General features: G+C 68.4%; 15 protein-coding genes. 8 read left to right on the top strand and 7 right to left on the bottom strand.

Annotation, left to right across the window (positions count from 1 at the left end):
• Positions 1-18: 18 nt before the first annotated feature.
• Together aat and infA are read left to right on the top strand one after the other, a co-directional pair.
• The gene (aat, locus tag ABD679_RS04915; RefSeq protein ID WP_344758850.1) at positions 19-783 is read left to right on the top strand and encodes a leucyl/phenylalanyl-tRNA--protein transferase; all 765 of its coding nucleotides are present in this window, start codon (positions 19-21) and stop codon (positions 781-783) included.
• A 95-nt stretch (positions 784-878) separates the two neighbouring features.
• Positions 879-1097: a translation initiation factor IF-1 gene (gene infA, locus ABD679_RS04910; protein ID WP_240126213.1), complete on the top strand. Its 219-nt coding sequence runs from the start codon at positions 879-881 to the stop codon at positions 1095-1097.
• A gap of 102 nt (positions 1098-1199) precedes the next feature.
• Here the strand turns inward: infA and clpA are convergent, their stop codons facing one another.
• Together clpA and clpS are read right to left on the bottom strand one after the other, a co-directional pair.
• Complete coding sequence (gene clpA / locus ABD679_RS04905) at positions 1200-3482, bottom strand: ATP-dependent Clp protease ATP-binding subunit ClpA (protein ID WP_344758849.1); 2283 nt, start codon at positions 3480-3482, stop codon at positions 1200-1202.
• 174 nt (positions 3483-3656) lie between these two features.
• A complete protein-coding gene (clpS, locus tag ABD679_RS04900; RefSeq protein ID WP_344758848.1) occupies positions 3657-3977 on the bottom strand; it encodes an ATP-dependent Clp protease adapter ClpS in 321 nt (106 codons plus the stop codon).
• Between the two features lie 71 nt (positions 3978-4048).
• Between clpS and ABD679_RS04895 the strand changes: the two genes are divergently transcribed.
• The 3 genes from ABD679_RS04895 to hflD are packed head-to-tail and all read left to right on the top strand — an operon-like array spanning position 4049 to position 6317.
• Positions 4049-4579 carry an NUDIX hydrolase gene (locus ABD679_RS04895; RefSeq protein ID WP_344758847.1) on the top strand — a complete coding sequence of 177 codons (531 nt, stop codon included), beginning with the start codon at positions 4049-4051 and terminating at the stop codon, positions 4577-4579.
• 11 nt (positions 4580-4590) lie between these two features.
• Positions 4591-5712: a tRNA 2-thiouridine(34) synthase MnmA gene (gene mnmA / locus ABD679_RS04890; RefSeq protein WP_344759130.1), complete on the top strand. Its 1122-nt coding sequence runs from the start codon at positions 4591-4593 to the stop codon at positions 5710-5712.
• Complete coding sequence (gene hflD, locus ABD679_RS04885) at positions 5712-6317, top strand: high frequency lysogenization protein HflD (RefSeq protein ID WP_344759129.1); 606 nt, start codon at positions 5712-5714, stop codon at positions 6315-6317. The genes mnmA and hflD overlap by 1 nt, the downstream gene beginning before the upstream one ends.
• A 33-nt stretch (positions 6318-6350) precedes the next feature.
• On the opposite strand, the gene ABD679_RS04880 is transcribed toward hflD, so the two are convergent.
• Together ABD679_RS04880 and ABD679_RS04875 are read right to left on the bottom strand one after the other, a co-directional pair.
• Complete coding sequence (locus ABD679_RS04880; protein WP_344758846.1) at positions 6351-6752, bottom strand: type II toxin-antitoxin system VapC family toxin; 402 nt, start codon at positions 6750-6752, stop codon at positions 6351-6353.
• On the bottom strand, positions 6749-7006 hold the full coding sequence (locus ABD679_RS04875; RefSeq protein WP_344758845.1) for an AbrB/MazE/SpoVT family DNA-binding domain-containing protein: 258 nt from the start codon (positions 7004-7006) through the stop codon (positions 6749-6751). Before ABD679_RS04875 ends, ABD679_RS04880 begins: the two co-directional genes overlap by 4 nt.
• A 144-nt stretch (positions 7007-7150) precedes the next feature.
• Here ABD679_RS04875 and acnA point away from each other — a divergent pair, with 144 nt between their 5' ends.
• Positions 7151-9907 carry an aconitate hydratase AcnA gene (gene acnA, locus ABD679_RS04870; RefSeq protein WP_344758844.1) on the top strand — a complete coding sequence of 919 codons (2757 nt, stop codon included), beginning with the start codon at positions 7151-7153 and terminating at the stop codon, positions 9905-9907.
• A gap of 140 nt (positions 9908-10047) precedes the next feature.
• Here the strand turns inward: acnA and ABD679_RS04865 are convergent, their stop codons facing one another.
• Positions 10048-10527 (bottom strand): nuclear transport factor 2 family protein, encoded by a 480-nt coding sequence (locus tag ABD679_RS04865; protein WP_344758843.1) that lies wholly within the window; start codon positions 10525-10527, stop codon positions 10048-10050.
• A gap of 170 nt (positions 10528-10697) precedes the next feature.
• Between ABD679_RS04865 and ABD679_RS04860 the strand changes: the two genes are divergently transcribed.
• A complete protein-coding gene (locus ABD679_RS04860) occupies positions 10698-12380 on the top strand; it encodes a long-chain fatty acid--CoA ligase (protein ID WP_344758842.1) in 1683 nt (560 codons plus the stop codon).
• Between the two features lie 264 nt (positions 12381-12644).
• A complete protein-coding gene (locus tag ABD679_RS04855; RefSeq protein ID WP_344758841.1) occupies positions 12645-13568 on the top strand; it encodes a crotonase/enoyl-CoA hydratase family protein in 924 nt (307 codons plus the stop codon).
• 21 nt (positions 13569-13589) lie between these two features.
• Here the strand turns inward: ABD679_RS04855 and ABD679_RS04850 are convergent, their stop codons facing one another.
• Both ABD679_RS04850 and ABD679_RS04845 read right to left on the bottom strand, forming a co-directional pair.
• Complete coding sequence (locus tag ABD679_RS04850; RefSeq protein ID WP_344758840.1) at positions 13590-15725, bottom strand: ATP-binding protein; 2136 nt, start codon at positions 15723-15725, stop codon at positions 13590-13592.
• Positions 15726-15738: 13 nt separating this feature from the next.
• Positions 15739-16797 (bottom strand): HD domain-containing phosphohydrolase, encoded by a 1059-nt coding sequence (locus tag ABD679_RS04845; RefSeq protein WP_344758839.1) that lies wholly within the window; start codon positions 16795-16797, stop codon positions 15739-15741.
• Positions 16798-16972: the final 175 nt, after the last annotated feature.

Genomic DNA, 16972 nt, shown 5'->3' with positions numbered 1-16972 from the left:
GCTCCTACAATGGACCCGATGAGCATCGAACTGCCCGCCTGGCTGGGCGACGATCCGGGTGCGCCGTTCCCGCCGGTCTCCCGCGCCCTGCGCGAACCCGATGGCCTGCTGGCCGCCGGCGGCGACCTGTCGCCCGCGCGACTGCTCGATGCCTACACGCACGGGATCTTCCCCTGGTACTCGGAAGGCCAGCCGATCCTGTGGTGGTCGCCGGACCCGCGCACGGTGTTCCGCACCGATGCCGTGCACCTGTCGTCCCGCTTCCGGCGCAGCCTTCGCGGCAGCCGCTGGGAGGTGCGCGCCGATACCGCCTTCGCGGACGTGATCGACGCCTGCGCCAGCGCTCCCCGCGCCGGCCAGCGCGGCACGTGGATCACGACGGACATGCGCAACGCCTACGTCGCCCTGCATGGCTTGGGGCATGCCCACAGCGTGGAAGTGTTCGACGGCGATGCGCTCGTCGGCGGCCTGTACGGGGTCGCCATCGGCCGGATGTTCTTCGGCGAGAGCATGTTCTCGTCCGCGAGCGGCGGCTCCAAGGTGGCGCTGGCCGCCCTCGCCCACCGGCTGCGGCAGTGGGAATGGCCGCTGCTCGACGCGCAGGTCGAGAACGCCCACCTGCTGCGGCTGGGCGCCGAATCCTGGCCGCGCGAACGTTTCGTCGCCACCGTCGAGGCGCTGTGCCGGCAACCCGGCCCGCCGGGACCCTGGACGGCGCGTTTCGACCACCTGCCGGCCCGCGACCTCGCCGCGTCCGCGGTTGCCTCCCAGGTTGCCCGTTAACGGAAATTTTGCGTGCCGGCCCCGGCCGTGGCAGAATACGCGGCTTGTTCGGCCGCTCAACGCGTCCGGAATCCACGTACAGCAGTCCAGGACGCATGGCGAAAGACGACGTCATTGAATTTGAAGGCACGGTCTCCGAAACCCTCCCGAACACCATGTTCCGGGTGAAGCTGGAGAACGGCCACGAGATCATCGCCCACATCTCCGGGCGCATGCGCAAGAACTACATCCGCATCCTCACCGGCGACCGGGTCAAGGTGGAAATGACGCCTTACGACCTGACCAAGGGGCGGATCACCTACCGGCACCGCTGAGGCGGCAACCCGGATCAAGAAAGGCGGCCCGAAGGCCGCCTTTTCCGTGTCTGGTCCCTGGCGATGGTGCGCGACCGGCCGGCCGCGCACCGCTCCGGGCGGCTACTCCACCGTCGCCGGCAGCAGCTTCTCAGGCTCCGACTGCACATCGAGGACGATCTCGCCGTCGACCGCGTCCACGCCGACCCGGCCGCCGTGGACCAGCTTGCCGAACAGGAGTTCGTCGGCCAGCGGACGCTTGATCTTGTCCTGCAGCAGGCGCGACATCGGGCGCGCGCCCATCAGCGGATCGAAGCCGTGCTGGGCCAGCCAGTCGCGCGCGGCCGGCGTGGTCGACAGGGTCACGCCCTTCTCGTGCAGCTGGGCTTCCAGCTCGATCAGAAACTTGTCCACCACCCGCAGGATGTGCTCGAAGCCCAGCGCCTGGAACTGCACGATCGCGTCCAGCCGGTTGCGGAACTCCGGGCTGAATCCCTTGCGGATCACCTCCATCGCGTCCGTGCTGTGGTCCTGGGTGGTGAAACCGATCGTGCGCCGCGAGGCCTGCGCCGCGCCGGCGTTGGTGGTCATCACCAGGATCACGTTGCGGAAATTGGCTTCGCGGCCGTTGGTGTCGGTGAGGATGCCGCGGTCCATGACCTGCAGCAGGATGTTGAAGATGTCCGGGTGCGCCTTCTCCACCTCGTCGAGCAGCAGCACGCAGTGCGGGGTCTTGACGATCTTCTCGGTCAGCAGACCGCCCTGGTCGAAACCGACGTAGCCCGGCGGCGCGCCGATCAGGCGGCTGACCGAATGCGACTCCATGTATTCACTCATGTCGAAGCGCACCAGCTCGATGCCCAGCTGCAGCGCGAGCTGCTTGGTCACCTCGGTCTTGCCCACGCCGGTGGGACCGGCGAACAGGAAGTTGCCGATCGGCTTGTCCGGGTTGGCCAGGCCCGAGCGGGCCAGCTTGATCGCCGAGGTCAGCGACTCGATCGCCGGATCCTGGCCGAAGATCACCATCTTCAGGTTGCGCTCCAGGTGCTCGAGCACGTCCTTGTCGGAGGCGCTGACCTGCTTGGCCGGGATGCGCGCCATCTTGGCCACGATCAGCTCGATCTGCTCGACGTCGATCAGCTCGTGGCGCTCGTCGTCGGGCAGCAGCCGCTGCCGGGCGCCGGCCTCGTCGATCACGTCGATGGCCTTGTCCGGCAGCAGGCGGTCGCCGATGTGCTTGACCGACAGGTCCACGGCCGCCTGCAGGGCCTCGTCGCTGTAGCGCACGTCGTGGTGCTCCTGGTAGCGGTTGCGCAGGCCGCGCAGGATCTCGACCGCCTCGCCCACCGTGGGTTCGACGATGTCGACTTTCTGGAAGCGCCGCGCCAGCGCGTGGTCCTTCTCGAAGATGCCGCGGTATTCCTGGAACGTGGTCGAGCCGATGCAGCGCAGCTCGCCCGAGGCCAGCGCGGGCTTGATCATGTTGCTGGCGTCCATCGTGCCGCCGCTGGCCGAGCCGGCGCCGATGATGGTGTGGATCTCGTCGATGAACAGCACCGCGTCGGGCACCTTCTTCAGCGCCGCCAGCACGGACTTCAGGCGCTTCTCGAAGTCGCCGCGGTACTTGGTCCCGGCAACCAGCGCGCCCAGGTCCAGCGAATAGATCACTGCCGTCCTCAGCACCTCGGGCACCTCGCCCTCGACGATGCGTCGCGCCAGCCCCTCGGCCAGCGCGGTCTTGCCCACGCCCGCCTCGCCGACGTAGAGCGGGTTGTTCTTGCGCCGGCGGCACAGGACCTGGATGGTGCGCTCGACCTCCTCGCTGCGGCCGACCAGCGGGTCGATCCTGCCCTCCTCGGCCAACGCGTTGAGGTTGGTGGCGAACTCCACGAGCGGGTCGCCGCCGCCCTTGCCGGGCTCGCCTTCCATCTCGCCCTGGGCGGCGTCCTGGCTGTCGTGCAGCTCGTCAAGCTGCGACTTGGAGATGCCGTGCGAGAGGTAGTTCACCACGTCCAGGCGGGAGACGTCCTGCTGGTTGAGGTAGTAGACCGCGTGCGAGTCCTTCTCGCCGAAGATCGCCACCAGCACGTTGGCGCCGGTGACCTCCTTCTTGCCGGACGACTGGACGTGGTAGACGGCACGCTGCAGCACGCGCTGGAAGCCGAGCGTGGGCTGGGTGTCGCGGACATCGTCCTCGGGCAGGCGCGTGACGGAACTGGCGATGGCCTGCTCGAGGTCGCTGCGCAGGCGTTCGAAGTCGGCGCCGGTGGACTTGAGTACCGCTTCGGCGGACGGATTGTCGAGCAGTGCGAGCAACAGGTGTTCGACCGTCATGTACTCGTCGCGCGCCTCGCGGGCGTGCTTGTAGCACTGGCCGATGGTGTATTCGAGATCCTTGCTGAACATGGGGCGGGAGCCTCCGGAAATCACTACGACCGAGATGGGGATGGCCGCGGGTTTTTCCATCTACCCGCCATGGCGTCCTTGCCGGTCTTTGTAGGTTGATCCGGCCCGCCCCGCAAGTTGCCTTGGAACCGTGCGAGGCCGGGATTCAGTGTTCCGCCGGTGCTCCCGGTCCGGTCACGCCTTCTCCATCGTGCAAAGCAGTGGATGCTGGTTGAGCCGGGAGTACTCGTTGACCTGGGCCACCTTCGATTCGGCCACCTCGCGCGTGAACACCCCGCAAACGCCGCGGCCGCGGGTGTGGACGTGCAACATGACCTGGGTGGCCTTGTCGATGCCCATGCCGAAGAAGCGGGTCAGCACGTCGACCACGAAATCCATCGGCGTGTAGTCGTCGTTCAGCAGCAGGACGGAATACAGCGGCGGCCGCGCCACTTCCGGACGGCTGGTCTCCACGGCGACGCCGTGGTCTCGATCCTGTTCGTGCTCGTTGCCCATCCCGCGATTTTATACGACCGCCGATGCCGCCGGCGTGGACGCGTGCGGCGCACGCAGTCGACAATGGCCGCATGTCGCCCCGCGAAAACCGCTTCTGGCAGCCAGACGTCACCGTCGCCACCGTCGTGGTCGACGGCGGCCGCCTGCTGTGCGTCGAGGAACGCAGCAACGGCCGCCTGGTGATCAACCAGCCGGCCGGGCACCTGGAGCCGGACGAAAGCCTCGAACACGCCGCGCTGCGCGAAACCCGCGAGGAAACGGGCTGGGACGTCCGCCTGACCGGCTTCATCGGCTTCTACCAGTGGCAGGCACCGGTCCAGGCCGACGGCGGTGCCGGCCGCCACTACCTGCGCCTGGCCTTCGCGGCCGAACCCGAGCGCCACGACCCTGCCCGCCCGCTCGATGATGGCATCGTGCGCGCGCTGTGGCTGACGCCCGCCGAACTGCGGGCCGGACGCGACCGCCACCGCAGCCCGCTGGTGTGGCAGGTGGTGGAAGACTTCCTCGCCGGGCAGCGGTATCCGCTGTCGCTGCTGCGGTCCGCGCCGGGCGGGAGCGCTTTCGATGGCTTCCCGGCAATCCCGCGGGACGACGCGCCGTGATCGCACGGGTGATGGTGGGCATGTCCGGCGGCGTCGACTCCTCGGTCGCCGCCCTGCTGCTGCGCGACGCCGGCGAACCGATCGCCGGCCTGTTCATGCAGAACTGGGCCGACGACGGCAGCGGCGACTGCCGCGCCGAGGACGACCGCCGCGACGCCGTGGCGGTCTGCGGCCGGCTCGGCATCCCGATTCACTTCCGCGATTTTTCCGGCGAATACTGGGCCGGGGTGTTCGAGCACTTCCTCGCCGAATACGCCGCCGGGCGCACGCCCAACCCGGACGTGCTGTGCAACCGCGAGATCAAGTTCAAGCACTTCCTTGACGCCGCCCGCGAGCTCGGCGCCGAACGCATCGCCACCGGCCACTACGCCCGCATCGACCGGGCGAACGGCCGCTGGCGCCTGCTGCGTGCACGCGACGGCGGCAAGGACCAGAGCTACTTCCTGCACCAGCTCGGGCAGGAACAGCTGGCGGCCACCCTGTTTCCGCTCGGCGAGCTGCCCAAGGCCGACGTGCGCCGCATGGCGGCCGAGGCCGGGCTGCCGACCGCGGCGAAGAAGGACTCCACCGGCATCTGCTTCATCGGCGAGCGCGACTTCCGCGAGTTCCTGTCGCGCTACCTGCCCGCCCGCCCCGGCGAAATGCAGACGCCGGACGGGCGCGTGGTCGGCACCCATCCGGGCGTGTTCTATTTCACCCTCGGCCAGCGCGAGGGGCTGCAGATCGGCGGCCTGCGCGGGTTCGCGGCGGCGCCGTGGTACGTGGTCGACAAGGACGTCGGACGCAACGTGCTGGTCGTCGACCAGGGCAGCGACAGCCGTTACCTGCTTTCGGACAACACCTGGACCGAAGCCGCGCACTGGATCGACGGTGCGCCACCCGCGGCTGCGTTCGCGTGCAGCGCGCAGACGCGCTACCGCCAGCAGGCGCAGGCCTGCGACGTGCGGGTGCGCGACGACGGCAGCCTGCACGTGCGCTTCGCACAGCCGCAGCGCGCGGTGACGCCCGGGCAATCGCTGGTGCTTTACGATGGCGACCATTGCCTGGGCGGCGCCGTGATCGCCGCCACCGATGCGCCGCTGGAACCGCGGCGCCACCACAACGGCACGATTGCCGGGAGCACTGCGGAATGATGCAAGAACGGGTCCTCGCCCTCGCCGGCCTGATGCAGGCGCTGAAGCAGGTGCGGCGCATCGCCGACACCGGCCAGGCCGATGCCTCGGTGCTGGCGACCGCGCTCGACAGCGTGTTCCGCATCGATGCCGAGTCGCCGGAAGCCGTCTACGGCGGCGCGGGCGACCTGCGCCCGGGCCTGCTGCTGCTGCGCGACTACCTGGGCAGCCGGAACAAGGACGAAGCCCTGCCCCGGCTCGCCCTGGCGGTGCTGCAGATCGAACGCCGCTTCGTGCGCGACGACGCGATGGCCCGGCAGGTCCATGACGGCATCGTCGCGACGCAGCCGCTGGCCGAACGCCTGGGCAGCAGCCACCCGGACGTGCTCACCGCGCTGGGCAAGCTGTACTCGGACACGATCAGCAACCTGCGGCCCAAGGTGATGGTGCAGGGCAACCCGCACTACCTCGGCCAGAGCGACATCGTCTCGGAAATCCGCGCCCTGTTGCTGGCCGCGCTGCGCTCGGCGGTGCTTTGGCGGCAGATGGGCGGCAGCCTGCTCGACTTCCTCATTGCGCGCAGGCAGATGGCCGCGGCGGTCGAGAGCCAGAGCCGGCTGGGATAGGCCCCGCCTCCCACGCCCGGAAGAAACCCCTCCCTATGCCGCCGGGACCACCAGCTTCAGCCCCTTGAAGTAGTCACGGTAAAAGCGCGCGTCGCGCGTGATCAGGCCGTTGCACTGCATCAGCGCGTGCGCGCCGGTCAGGAAATCCGGGACCGCGCGCAGGCCGCCACCTTCGCGCTGGCGGTGCCGGCGCTGCATCTCGCCGGCACGCAGCGCCGACTTGGCCTCGGTAGGCAGATAGCGGATGCTCATCTCCTCGAGCGCGGCCAGCGCCTCGGAGCCGTCCTTGAGCGCGCTGCACAGCTCGGCCAGCACCACATCGCAGACCACCACCGGACCACTGCCCAGGCACTGGCGCAGGCACAGTTCCACCGCGTCGGCATCCGGACCGTCGGCCAGCAGGTCGACCAGCGCGGGGGTGTCGATCGCGATCATTCGCCGCCCCGCCCTTCGGGCGCATCCCCGGGGCCGCGCCCGCGGATTGTGGTCATGGCCTCGCGGGTGTCGGCGAAACCGTCGAGCTTGAAGCGCCCGCGCGCGCGCGAGATCGCATCGTCGACGCTCTTGCGCAGGATGATGCGGCCACCATCGAGTTCGACCTTGAGAATGGTGCCCTTGCTCAGGCCCAGCGCGTCGCGCACCGCCTTGGGCAGGGTGATCTGGCCGCGCTCGGCTACCGTCGCTTCCATGGGCACCTCCTTCCGGATCTGAAGTATGGACGGAGCATACATACTTCAAAAATCATACTCAATCCGTCATACTGTGCTGATTCCCAGCCCCCGCCGGCCCAACCGCCAGGGTCCTCCGCCCCCAGCCACAGGAGTATTCGCCCCATGAGCGATTCCTTCGCCACCCGCGCCCGCCTGGACGTCAACGGCAAGTCCTACACCTACGCCAGCCTGCCGAAGCTGGGCGAAAAGTTCGACATCGCCCGCCTGCCCTTCTCGATGAAGATCCTGCTGGAGAACCTGCTGCGCAACGAGGACGGCGGCATGACCGTCGGCAAGGAGCACATCGAGGCCGTCGCCAAGTGGGACCCGAAGGCCGAGCCGGCCACCGAAATCGCCTTCATGCCCGCGCGCGTGGTGCTGCAGGACTTCACCGGCGTGCCCTGCGTGGTCGACCTGGCCGCGATGCGCGACGCGGTGACCAGGCTCGGCGGCCAGCCGGACCAGATCAACCCGCTGATCCCCTCCGAGCTGGTGATCGACCACTCGGTGCAGGTCGACGTGTTCGGCCGCCCGGACGCGCTGGACCTCAACGGCAAGATCGAGTTCGAACGCAACAAGGAGCGCTACGGCTTCCTGCGCTGGGGCCAGAAGGCGTTCGAGAACTTCAAGGTGGTGCCGCCCAACACCGGCATCGTCCACCAGGTGAACCTGGAGAACCTGGCCCGCGTGGTCATGGAGCGCGAGCTCGACGGCGAAAGCTGGGCGTTCCCGGACACCGTGTTCGGCACCGACTCGCACACCACCATGATCAACGGCATCGGCGTGCTCGGCTGGGGCGTGGGCGGCATCGAGGCCGAGGCCGCGATGCTGGGCCAGCCCTCGTCGATGCTGATCCCGCAGGTCGTCGGCTTCCGCCTCACCGGCAAGCTGCCCGAAGGCGCCACCGCCACCGACCTGGTGCTCACCGTCACCCAGATGCTGCGCAAGCACGGCGTGGTCGGCAAGTTCGTCGAATTCCACGGCGACGGCCTGCAGCACCTGCCGCTGGCCGACCGCGCCACGATCGCCAACATGGCGCCCGAGTACGGCGCGACCTGCGGCATCTTCCCGGTCGACGCCGAATCGATCCGCTACCTGCACCTGTCCGGCCGCAGCGACGAGCAGATCGCGCTGGTCGAAGCCTATGCCAAGGCGCAGGGCCTGTGGCACGAGCCGGACTCCCCGCACGCCGAGTACTCGGCCACGCTGGAGCTCGACCTGTCCACCGTGCAGCCCTCGCTCGCCGGTCCGAAGCGCCCGCAGGACCGCGTGTTGCTGAGCGACATGAAGAAGAATTTCGAGGAAAACGTCGGCGGCATGACCCGGGGCCGCAAGAACGGCGTCGGCTGCGCGGTGCACGAACTCGACGCCGAGGGCGGCGACCAGCCGCAGGCGCAGCGCCTCGCCGCCAAGCCGATCTCGAAGATCCGCCTGCAGGAAGAGGATCACGAGCTGACCGATGGTTCAGTCGTGATCGCCGCGATCACCTCCTGCACGAACACGTCCAACCCGGCGGTGATGCTGGGCGCCGGCCTGCTGGCGCGCAACGCCGCGGCCAAGGGCCTGAAGGCCGCGCCGTGGGTCAAGACCTCGCTCGGGCCGGGCTCGCTGGTGGTCACCGACTACCTGAAGAAGGCCGGGCTGATGGACGACCTGGAGAAGCTCGGCTTCTACGTGGTCGGCTACGGCTGCACCACCTGCATCGGCAACTCCGGCCCGCTGCCCGAAGCGGTCTCCAAGGGCATTGCCGAGAACGATCTCGCGGTGGCTGCGGTGCTCTCGGGCAACCGCAACTTCGAGGGCCGCATCCACGCCGAGGTGAAGATGAACTACCTCGCCTCGCCGCCGCTGGTGGTCGCCTACGCGATCGCCGGCACCATCGACATCGACCTCACCAACGATCCGATCGGGCACGATCCGGACGGCAATCCGGTCTACCTGCGCGACATCTGGCCGACCAACAAGGAAATCGGCGACATGATCGCCGCGACCGTCGGCCCGGAGCTGTTCGCGCAGAACTACGCCGACGTGTTCAAGGGCGACAGCCGCTGGAACGACATCCAGTCGCCCGACACCCTGGCCTACCAGTGGGACGAGGCCTCGACCTACATCAAGAACCCGCCCTACTTCGACGGCATGACGATGGACGTCGGCGACATCGACGACATCCACGGTGCGCGCGTGCTCGGCCTGTTCGGCGACTCGATCACCACCGACCACATCTCTCCGGCCGGCAACATCAAGCAGGATTCGCCCGCGGGCCGCTTCCTGCAGGAGCGCGGCGTGCAGCCGGCCGACTTCAACAGCTACGGCTCGCGCCGCGGCAACGACGACGTGATGGTGCGCGGCACGTTTGCCAACATCCGCATCAAGAACCAGTTCTTCGGTGGCGAGGAAGGCGGCAACACCCTGTACTTCGGCGCGCAGCCGCCGGAGAAGATGGCGATCTACGACGCGGCCATGAAGTACAAGGCCGACGGTACGCCGCTGGTGGTCATCGCCGGCAAGGAATACGGCACCGGCTCGTCGCGCGACTGGGCGGCCAAGGGCACGATCCTGCTGGGCGTCAAGGCGGTGATCGCCGAGAGCTTCGAGCGCATCCACCGCTCCAACCTGGTCGGCATGGGCGTGCTGCCGCTGCAGTTCAAGGACGGCGAGAACGCGCAGTCGCTGGGCCTGGACGGCTCGGAGACGTTCGACATCACCGGCCTGCAGGACGGTGCGTCGAAGACGGCCACGGTCGTGGCCACCGGCGCGGACGGCAGCAGCAAGTCGTTCGAGGTCCACGTGATGCTGCTGACGCCGAAGGAAGTCGAGTACTTCCGCCACGGCGGCCTGCTGCAGTACGTGCTGCGCCAGCTGGCGGCGAAGAAGGCCTGACACCGGCTCCGGGACGGGCGCAAGCCCGGCCCGCGGCAACAGCGGAAAGGGCGGCCTTCGGGTCGCCTTTTCCTGTTGGGCGGATCACCGACGCAGGCGATCCCGCTCCGCAGCGGACGCCCTGCCCCGCCGCGGGTTCGCTACGGGGATTCCCGCGACAGGCTGGTCACGCGCCAATCACCGCCCTCGCGACGCCAGCCCAGGGTGACCGCGTGCACGCGTCCGCTGTCCGGGAGCAGCCTTCCGCTCCCGCCCGTCAGCACCACCGTCGTGCGGACGGTGGCGTGATCATCGCCCTGCAGGCGGATGTCGAGCGGGCCCGTAGTGACGCCGACGCTGGCGTTGCGCATGAAATGGATCGCTGCCAGGCGGCGCGCGCCATCGCGGTCGAGTCCGTCGTCGCCAATGAAGTCGTCGGCCAGGAACTTCGCCACCGCCCCCGCGTCGCGCGCTTCGATTGCCGCCTGCAGCGAGGCAACGTCCCGTCGCAACGCCTGCTCGGCGGACTCGCGGCGGCAGCCCGCGGCGAGCACCAGCACAGCGAGCAGGACGCCCAGGGCGGGCAGCCATCGGAGCCCGCGAGCGGCGTTGCATGGCCGGATCCCCTGCATCGGCATCATCACTGACGTTCCTGCCCCAAGCGATCCAGCCTACCCGTTTGCGGGCCACTGCGACAGCTGTCCATACGGACCCGCACGCCGCCTTGCGGGGGCCTAGAGCCTATGCTCCAATCGATCAAGGCACGCCCGCATGGTCGCGGTCGGCAATGGAACATCGGAGAGAGAGCGACATGACGATCGAACGTCCCTGGCTGGCCCATTACCCCGCCGGCATCCCGGCCGAAATCGACGTCGACGAGTTCTCCTCGATCCCCGCCGTGCTGGAAGGATCGATCCGCAAGTACAGGGACCGCCCGGCCTTCGCCAACATGGGCAAGACGCTCACCTACGCGCAGATCGACGCGCTCAGCCGCCAGTTCGCCGCGTACCTGCTGGGCGAACTGAAGCTCAAGAAGGGCGATCGCGTCGCGATCATGATGCCCAACTGCCTGCAGTACCCGATCGCCACCTTCGGCATCCTGCGCGCCGGCCTGACGGTGGTGAACGTCAATCCCATGTACACGCCGCGCGAGCTCAAGCACCAGCTCGTCGACTCGGGTGCGACCGTCATCCTCGTGCTCGACAACTTCGGTACCACGGTGCAGCAGGCCCTCGACGGCACGGCGGTCACGCAGGTCATCACCACCGGGCTGGGCGACCTGCTCGGCTTCCCCAAGGGCGCGATCGTCAACTTCGTGCTCAAGTACGTGAAGAAGATGGTGCCGGACTACGACATCGCGGACGCCGTCCGCTTCAAGGACGTGCTCGCCCTCGGCCAGCGCCACGAGCTGCCCGAGGTCTCGATCTCCCAGGACGACATCGCCTTCCTGCAGTACACCGGCGGCACCACCGGCGTGGCCAAGGGCGCGATGCTCACCCACCGCAACCTGGTCGCGAACATGCAGCAGGCCTCGGCCTGGGTCAGCAAGCTGGTGCACGAAGGCGCCGAGACCATCATCACCGCGCTGCCGCTGTACCACATCTTCTCGCTGACGGCGAACGGTCTGGTCTTCATGAAAGTCGGTGCGCTCAATTACCTGATCACCAATCCGCGCGACATGCCCGGCTTCGTCAAGGAGCTGTCGAAGGTCCCGTTCACCGCGATCACCGGCGTCAACACGCTGTTCAACGGCCTGCTCAACACGCCCGGCTTCGACCAGCTCGATTTCTCCCGGCTTCGGCTCACGCTCGGCGGCGGCATGGCCGTGCAGCGCGCCGTGGCCGAGCGCTGGAAGAAGGTCACCGGCGTGACCCTGGTCGAGGCCTACGGCCTGACCGAGACGTCGCCCGCCGCCTGCATCAACCCCATGGACCTGGCCGAGTACAACGGCTCGATCGGCCTGCCCGTGCCGTCCACCGATGCCTGCGTCAAGGGCGAGGACGGCGCACAGCTGCCAGCCGGCGAAGTCGGCGAGCTGTGCATCAAGGGTCCGCAGGTGATGAAGGGCTACTGGAACCGGCCGGCGGAAACCGCGCAGGTCATCGACGCCGACGGCTGGCTGCACACCGGCGACATGGCGAAGATGGACGAGGACGGCTTCTTCTACATCGTCGACCGCAAGAAGGACATGATTCTGGTGTCCGGTTTCAACGTGTACCCCAACGAGGTCGAGGACGTCGTCGCGATGATGCCCGGCGTGCTCGAGGTCGCCGCGGTCGGCGTGCCGGACGAGAAGTCGGGCGAGGCGGTCAAGCTGGTGATCGTGAAGAAGGACCCGTCGCTCACCGCCGACCAGGTCAAGGCGCATGCGCGCGCCAACCTTACCGGCTACAAGCAGCCGCGCTACGTGGAGTTCCGCGAGGAACTGCCCAAGAGCAACGTCGGCAAGATCCTGCGCCGCGAGCTGCGCGAGGAAGCGGCCCCGCCGGCGTAATTCCGGGTCGCCCGGCCAGCCCTCCGGACGGGCTGTACGTCCTGCATTGCCGTCGGTCGCACGCGGCGGCGTCTCGCCGCGGCCGGGCCGGATATCGACCGAAGTTGCCGGAAAAACGCCGGAAATGACCTCCTGCGGCCGTTTTAGCTTGCGATTCGTTCATTTTGGGTGCATAGAGGTCCCAACTCGGGCGATTCAGAACCTTGCTTGGCCGCCAGCCGGTAAGCCCGGCCGGCTCGTGGCCAGTTTCAGGGGACCTGCACCATGCGCAACGTCGAACCGCTGCACCGCGACAGCACGTTTTCCACCATCCGTATCGAACACGACCAGTCGAATGATTCGCACTGGTGTTTCATGCATGGACAGCAGGCGTTCGCCAATCCCAACTACCGCGCCTGCTTCTCGCCGAAGCTGCTGCGCGAGCTGCGCCTGTTCGCGCGGCAGGCCATCGACGCCATCGACGCGGAAGCGTCGAAGGTGGACAAGACCCACATCGCCCACATCGTGCTGGCCTCCGATGCGCACGTGTTCAACCTGGGAGGCGACCTCGCGCTGTTCCTGCAGCTGATCCGCGCGCGCGATCGCGAGGGCCTGCTGCACTACGCCACCGAATGCGTCGACAGCATCCACCTGCTGCATTCGCGCCTGCATTCGAACGCGCACACCGTGGCGCTGGTCGACGGCGACGCGCTCGGCGGCGGCTTCGAGCTGGCGCTCGCGTGTCAGACCATCGTTGCCGAGAGCGGCGTGCAGATGGGCTTCCCGGAAGTGCTGTTCGGACTCTTCCCCGGCATGGGCGCGTACTCGCTGCTGTCGCGGCGCGTCAGCCCGAAGCTGGCCGAGCGGATGATGCTCGACGGCGTGATGTACAGCAGCGACGAACTGCATCGCATGGGCATCGTCGACGTGCTGGTCCCCAAGGGCGAAGGCGTGCGCGCCGTGCACGAGGTGGTGCGCCAGAACCGCCGCATCGCCACCGCGCGCCTGGCGCTGCATCGCGTCCGCGAAGACGTCAATCCGGTCAGCCACGACGAGCTGATGCGCATCACCCGGATCTGGGTGGACACCGCGCTGCAGCTGGGCGAACGCCAGTTGCGCACCATGGAACGGCTGGTCCGCGCGCAGCTGCGGCGTCCCGGCGCCGAAGAAAGCGCGGACGTGGCGGAAAGCAGCGCGCTGATGCGCTGACCGCCCTCGCCTGCCGCCGGCTCAGCTGCCTTCGGAGCCGGCGTCCGGCGATGCAAGGTCGCCGCGCTCGCGCAGCGCGGCGGCGGCCTGTTCCAGCTGCTGGCGCAGCAGGTTGAGCAAACCGTTCCACTCCGCGACCAGCCGGTCGGACGACATGCGCATGCCTTCCGAGGCGCTGTCGGCGAGCCTGACCGCGCCCATGTTGCCGGCCGCGCCCTTGAGCGCATGGCAGGCGTCGCGGAACTCCTCCCATGCCGCCTTGCCGCCGGACTGCTCCAGGTCGGCCAGGCACTTGCGCGCGTCGCGCACGCATTCGGCGAGGAAGCGCTGGACGAACTCCTCGCCCAGTCCCATTTCGCGCAGCTCGTCGAGGATGAGCTGCGAAATCAGGCTCTTGTCGGCCATGGCGGGCGCCGCGGCCGGGGCGGCATCCTTCATCGGTGCCGCGCCTTCGGCGATCTCGGCCAGCTTTTCCAGCAGCTTTTCGACGATCACCGGCTTGGTCATGAAGGCGTGCGCGCCGGCGCGTTCGCATTCGAGCCGCGCGTCGGCGGTGGCGTCGGCGGTCAGCACGATGAACGGCGTGCGCCGGCGCCCGGCCTCGATGAAGCGCGCCTGTTTCATGATCTCCACGCCGCTGATCCCGGGCATGTGCAGGTCGATGATCGCGGCATCGAAAGTCTGGTGTTCGATCACGACCAGCACTTCCTCGCCGTCGTCGACGATCTGCGGGCGGTGCCCGGCCTTCTCCAGCAGGCGGCGCATGACCATCAGGTTGGCGGACTGGTCGTCGGCGACCAGGATCCGCAGCGGGCGTACCCGGGCGCGGTGGCGGACGAATGGATCGGCGAAGGCGATGATGTTGCTCGCCATCGCCGACGAATCCTGGGCCTGCTGCTCGGACAGCCGGAACGGCACGTCGATCCAGAAGCGCGAGCCGGCCCCGGCACGGCTTTCCATGCCGATGCGGCCATCCAGAAGTTCGGTCAGCGCCTTGGCGATGGTGGTGCCCAGGCCGGTGCCGCCGAAACGCCTGCCGCGCCCGGACTCGACCTGTTCGAACGCGTTGAAGATCCGCGCCTGGTCCGGTTCCGGGATGCCGATGCCGGTGTCCTGCACGACGAAGCGCAGTTCGGCGACATCGTCCACGAGACCTGTCCGGGTGACCTCGAGGTGGACGCGGCCGCGCTCGGTGAACTTGATCGCGTTCGACAGCAGGTTCACCAGGATCTGGCGCAGGTGGTTGCTGTCGCCGTGCAGCAGGTTGGGCACGTCGGGCGCGATCTCGACGTCGAACGCGATGCCCCTGGCCTGCGCGCCGGGCAGCAGCATGACGTGGATGCTCTTCACCAGGTCGGACAGCGAGAAATCGGCGTCGGTGCGCTTGAGCTTGCCGGCCTCGATCGCGGAAATGTCGAGGACGTCGTCGACCAGCAGCTGCAGTGCGCGCGCCGAGGTCTGGATGACCTGCGCGCTGTCGCGCTGCTCGGCGGTGAGCGAGGTGGTGGCGAGCAGCTGCGACATGCCGACGATGCCGTTGAGCGGCGTGCGCAGCTCGTGGCTCATGTTCGCCAGGAAGCGGCTCTTGGCCTCGTTGGCAGCCTTGGCCGCTTCGGTCGCGCGTACCAGCGCCCTGAGCAGCGAACTCAGGTACAGCGGCACGGCCACCAGTCCGGCCAGCAGCCCCCAGCCCAGCCAGCTGTTGGCCTGCCAGTACGGGGTGTTGAGGATGACGGCCAGGTGCGTGATCACCGCGAAGCAGATCGCGGTGTACAGGAAGCTCGGCCCGTAGCGCAGGCCGTTGCCGATGGTGACCCAGAGCACGATGACGTACAGCGGCGACAGCAGGTCGCCGATGAGGAACATGCCCACGCCCATCAGGCTGTAGTCGGCGAGCATGCCGACAACGCGCCGCGGGTACGACACGCCGGGGCGGACCGCGATCCACGCCAGGATGCCGAAGGCGACCACGAACTCCAGCCCGAGGAACAGCTGCGACAGCGCAAGCCCGCGCTCGACGCCCGGATGCCCCTTGACGACGAACTGCAGGTAGGCCAGCACCACCACCAGCATGGCCAGCCGCGTGATCGCCTGCCCGTGCTCGCTGTCGGGGCGATGGGCGAAGCGCGTTGCCAGCGCCTGCAGCGGTGCGATCATGGCGGCGGGCGTCCTATTGAAGTCCCGCCGGCGCCAGCGCGGGGCCGGAACGCGCGCAGATCTCGATCAGGCGCTCGCGGTTCTGCAGCAGTGCGTCGACGCAGCGCGGGTCGAACAGCTTTCCGGCCTGCTGCGACATGTACTCCAGCGTCTCGTCGAAACTCCACGCACGCTTGTAGGGACGCACCGAGATCAGCGCGTCGAACACGTCCGCAACGGCCACGATCCGCGCCTCGAGCGGGATCGCCTCACCCACCAGGCCATCGGGATAGCCGCTGCCGTCGAAGCGCTCCTGGTGGCGCAGCGCGATGATGGCGCTGAGCTGGATGAAGCGGTTCTGGCTGCCGCTGAGCAGTTCGTGGCCGATCTCGGGGTGCCGCCGCATCAGCCGGGTCTCTTCCTCGGTCAGCGGACCCGGCTTCATCAGCAGCGCGTCGGGGATCGCAATCTTGCCCAGGTCATGCAGCGGCGCGGCCAGCTCGATCGTCCGCACCTCGTCCTCGAACAGCCCCATCTCCTCGGCAATCATGCCGGCAATGCGCGCCAAGCGTTCGAGGTTGGCGCTGGTGCCGGCGTCGCGGTAGGCGATCGCCCGCGCCAGGCGGGTGAGCGTCTCGCGCTCGCGCTCCTCGACCTCGTGCATGCTCGACAGCAGGCGCTGTTCCAGCGACAGGGCGCGCTGCTTCACCGACTCGGCCTGCTGGCGCAGCTGCAGCAGGTTGCGGCAGCGGGCGCGCAGTTCGCGCGGGCGCACCGGCTTGACCAGGAAGTCGATCACGCCGGCGTCCAGCGCCGCCTGCCGGATCGGCTCGTCGCCGACCACGGTCACCAGCACGATCGGAACATCGCGGTGCAGCAGCGGGCGGCGGAAACGGCGCGCGAACTCCAGTCCGTCGATCACCGGCATGCGGTAGTCGAGCAGCAACAGGTCTGGCCGGTTGTCCTCGCACCAGCGCAGCGCATCCTGCGGATCGCCGAAGTCGAGCACGTCCAGCTCGGGACTGATGTCCTCGAGGATGTGGCGCAGCATGGTGCGCGCTGAAGTCTGGTCGTCGACGATGACGATGTTCACGTGGCGTGCGCCCTCTCTGTGAGCCTGTTCCCCTGTGGGCGCAATACTCGCCCGTGGGTATGGGGCAAGCAAGTCCCGTGCCCTGTCGGCACGCCCTTTGCGGGGCGATCCAGGGCGGCGCGCGGCGTGGCGCGACGCCCGTGGCGAGTGGGTTGGGTCAGGAATTGACCCGGCG

It is taken from the genome of Luteimonas lutimaris (genome assembly GCF_039537065.1).
Taxonomy (GTDB): Bacteria; Pseudomonadota; Gammaproteobacteria; order Xanthomonadales; family Xanthomonadaceae; genus Luteimonas; species Luteimonas lutimaris.
This window is presented reverse-complemented; position numbering and strand designations above follow the sequence as displayed.

Coding starts and splice junctions, on each gene's coding strand:
- aat (WP_344758850.1), top strand. CDS start 19: ATGAGCATCGAACTGCCCGCCTGGCTGGGCGACGATCCGGGTGCGCCG.
- infA (WP_240126213.1), top strand. CDS start 879: ATGGCGAAAGACGACGTCATTGAATTTGAAGGCACGGTCTCCGAAACC.
- clpA (WP_344758849.1), bottom strand. CDS start 3,482: ATGTTCAGCAAGGATCTCGAATACACCATCGGCCAGTGCTACAAGCAC.
- clpS (WP_344758848.1), bottom strand. CDS start 3,977: ATGGGCAACGAGCACGAACAGGATCGAGACCACGGCGTCGCCGTGGAG.
- ABD679_RS04895 (WP_344758847.1), top strand. CDS start 4,049: ATGTCGCCCCGCGAAAACCGCTTCTGGCAGCCAGACGTCACCGTCGCC.
- mnmA (WP_344759130.1), top strand. CDS start 4,591: ATGGTGGGCATGTCCGGCGGCGTCGACTCCTCGGTCGCCGCCCTGCTG.
- hflD (WP_344759129.1), top strand. CDS start 5,712: ATGCAAGAACGGGTCCTCGCCCTCGCCGGCCTGATGCAGGCGCTGAAG.
- ABD679_RS04880 (WP_344758846.1), bottom strand. CDS start 6,752: ATGATCGCGATCGACACCCCCGCGCTGGTCGACCTGCTGGCCGACGGT.
- ABD679_RS04875 (WP_344758845.1), bottom strand. CDS start 7,006: ATGGAAGCGACGGTAGCCGAGCGCGGCCAGATCACCCTGCCCAAGGCG.
- acnA (WP_344758844.1), top strand. CDS start 7,151: ATGAGCGATTCCTTCGCCACCCGCGCCCGCCTGGACGTCAACGGCAAG.
- ABD679_RS04865 (WP_344758843.1), bottom strand. CDS start 10,527: ATGATGCCGATGCAGGGGATCCGGCCATGCAACGCCGCTCGCGGGCTC.
- ABD679_RS04860 (WP_344758842.1), top strand. CDS start 10,698: ATGACGATCGAACGTCCCTGGCTGGCCCATTACCCCGCCGGCATCCCG.
- ABD679_RS04855 (WP_344758841.1), top strand. CDS start 12,645: ATGCGCAACGTCGAACCGCTGCACCGCGACAGCACGTTTTCCACCATC.
- ABD679_RS04850 (WP_344758840.1), bottom strand. CDS start 15,725: ATGATCGCACCGCTGCAGGCGCTGGCAACGCGCTTCGCCCATCGCCCC.